The following is a 2,828-nucleotide window of genomic DNA, read 5'->3' as shown; positions in this document are numbered from 1 at the left end:
GCGAATGTGTGGCTCGAAGCCGCTGTGCCGGAAGCTCAGGCAAGTGGCCTGCACGAGGGGCAAGCAGTAGAGGCCCACTTGCCGGCTTATCCCGGCGAGACCGTTCTAGGCAAACTGACAGCTCTGCTCGCGGATGCAGACCTGCAAAGCCGTACCTTGCGCCTGCGTATTGAGCTGCCCAACAAAGATGGTCGGCTACGGCCGGGAATGACCGCGCAGGTTGCGCTGCGCCCAGGCGAAAACGCCGATGACAGCCTGCTGCTACCTGCCGAGGCCGTAATCCGCACCGGCAAACGTGATCTGGTGATGGTGGCCGAAGACCAAGGCCGGTTCCGCCCAGTGGAAGTGCTGCTAGGCCAGGAGAACGGCGGCCAGGTTACCATCTTGAAAGGCCTGCAGGCCGGGCAAAAAGTCGTGGCATCCGGACAGTTCCTGATCGACTCCGAAGCCAGCCTCAAAGGCATCGAGGCGACCACCGCCTCGGACTCACCGGCCGCCTCGCAACCGCCCGAGCTGCATGAAGCAGACGGTCGAATCGTGCAAATTGAAGGTAATCAGCTGACCATCGCCCATGGGCCTTTCGTCACCCTGGGAATGCCTGGGATGACCATGACTTTTCATGTGGCCGACCCCACGCTGATTACTGGGCTCAAGGTGGGTGAACGTATCCGCTTTGGTGTTCGGAAGCGCGACGACGGCATGGTCATCGAGCAGATCAATGCGCTGGAGGGCCAGCCATGATCGAAAAACTGATTCGTTGGTCAGTGAGCAATCGCATACTGGTTCTGCTCACCACTTTGTTCCTGGTGGCCTGGGGGATATTTTCGCTGCGCAGCCTGCCGATCGATGCCTTGCCCGATCTGTCGGACGCCCAAGTGATCATCCGTACCTCCTACCCAGGGCAAGCACCCCAGATCGTCGAAAACCAGGTCACCTATCCGCTGACCACCACGATGCTCTCGGTACCGGGCGCCAAGACCGTACGTGGCTTTTCTGCCTTCGGCGACAGCTTCGTCTACGTGCTGTTTGAAGATGGCACCGACGTGTACTGGGCACGCTCACGCGTGTTGGAGTACCTGAGCCAGGTTCAGTCGCGCCTGCCTGCCTCAGCCAAACCAGCACTTGGGCCGGACGCCACAGGCGTTGGCTGGATCTACCAGTACGCTTTGGTCGACCGCAGTGGCAGGCATGATCTGGCACAGCTGCGCAGCCTGCAGGATTGGTTCCTGCGCTTTGAGCTCAAGACCGTACCGGATGTCGCTGAAGTGGCAAGCATTGGCGGCATGGTCAAGCAGTACCAGGTGGTACTCGACCCGCTGCGTATGGCCAGTCTCGGCATCACCCAGGGCGAGGTCGCAAACGCCATCGGCAAGGCCAATCAGGAAACGGGCGGTGGCGTGCTGGAACAAGGTGAGGCGGAATTCATGGTGCGGGCCTCGGGCTACCTGAAGACGCTGGACGACTTTCGCGCCATCCCCCTGCGCTTGGCTGCCAACGGTGCACCGGTGACGCTGGGCGACGTCGCCCGAGTACAACTCGGGCCGGAAGCCCGGCGGGGCATCGGGGAGCTGGACGGCGAAGGCGAAGCCGTGGGCGGCGTGGTGATCCTGCGCAGCGGCAAGAATGCCCGGGAAGCCATCACCCGTGTGAAGGAAAAGCTCGAAACACTGAAGAAAAGCCTGCCCGCCGGCGTCGAGCTGGTGACTACCTATGACCGCAGCCAATTGATCGACCGCGCCGTAGACAACCTCAGTCACAAGTTGATCGAGGAGTTCATCGTGGTCGCACTGGTGTGTGCGGCCTTCCTGTGGCACCTGCGCTCGTCGCTGGTTGCGATCGTGTCATTGCCGGTGGGGGTGCTGATCGCGCTGATCATCATGCGGCACCAGGGCATCAACGCCAACATCATGTCTCTGGGCGGAATTGCCATCGCCATTGGCGCAATGGTCGATGCCGCTGTGGTGATGATCGAAAACGCGCACAAACGGGTCGAGGCCTGGCATGCCCGTCATCCGGGGCAGGTGCTGAGAGGAGCCGAGCACTGGCGGGTCATGACAGATGCCGCCGTGGAGGTCGGGCCGGCGCTGTTCTTCAGCCTGATGATCATCACCCTGTCGTTCGTGCCGGTGTTCACCTTGCAGGCCCAGGAGGGACGGCTGTTCGCACCCCTGGCGTTCACCAAGACCTACGCCATGGCGGCCGCGGCGGGGCTAGCCGTGACATTGGTGCCGGTGCTAATGGGCTACTGGATCCGTGGGCCATTGCCTGCCGAGCAGCGTAATCCACTCAACCGTGGGCTGATTCGCGTGTACCGGCCGGCGCTTGAGGTCGTACTGCGTAGGCCGTGGTTGACGCTGTTGGGCGCGCTGGCGATCTTGCTCAGCAGCCTGTGGCCATTGAGCCACCTGGGTGGAGAATTCCTGCCGCCGCTGGACGAAGGTGACCTGCTGTACATGCCCTCGGCCCTGCCAGGCCTGTCGGCGCAAAAGGCCTCGGAGCTGCTGCAGCGCACCGATAGACTGATCCGCACGGTGCCAGAAGTCGCCAGTGTGTTCGGCAAGGCCGGTCGCGCGGAGTCAGCCACCGACCCGGCACCGTTGGAGATGTTCGAGACCATCGTGCGGCTCAAGCCCAAGGATCAGTGGCGGCCAGGAATGACCAGCGAAAAACTGGTCGAGGAACTCGACCGGACCGTACGCGTACCGGGCCTGACCAACATCTGGATTCCGCCAATCCGCAACCGAATCGACATGCTCGCCACCGGTATCAAGAGCCCGATTGGCGTAAAGGTGGCCGGCAGCGACCTGGCGCAGATCGACCGCACGACC

Annotated in this window: 2 protein-coding genes; both read left to right on the top strand. The window is 62.4% G+C overall.

What is annotated here, in order from left to right:
* On the top strand, positions 1–741 hold a 741-nt coding region (locus DM373_RS28270; protein WP_157966907.1), incomplete at its 5' end, for an efflux RND transporter periplasmic adaptor subunit.
* Positions 738–2,828, top strand: a 2,091-nt coding sequence (locus DM373_RS28265; RefSeq protein WP_110996599.1) for an efflux RND transporter permease subunit, incomplete at its 3' end; no start/stop codon positions are given. The genes DM373_RS28270 and DM373_RS28265, both read left to right, overlap by 4 nt.

Origin of the sequence: Pseudomonas sichuanensis (assembly GCF_003231305.1) — a bacterium.
GTDB lineage: Bacteria > Pseudomonadota > Gammaproteobacteria > Pseudomonadales > Pseudomonadaceae > Aquipseudomonas > Aquipseudomonas sichuanensis.
The sequence above is the reverse complement of the archived record's forward strand: the minus strand, read 5'-3'. Positions and strand labels throughout refer to the sequence as shown.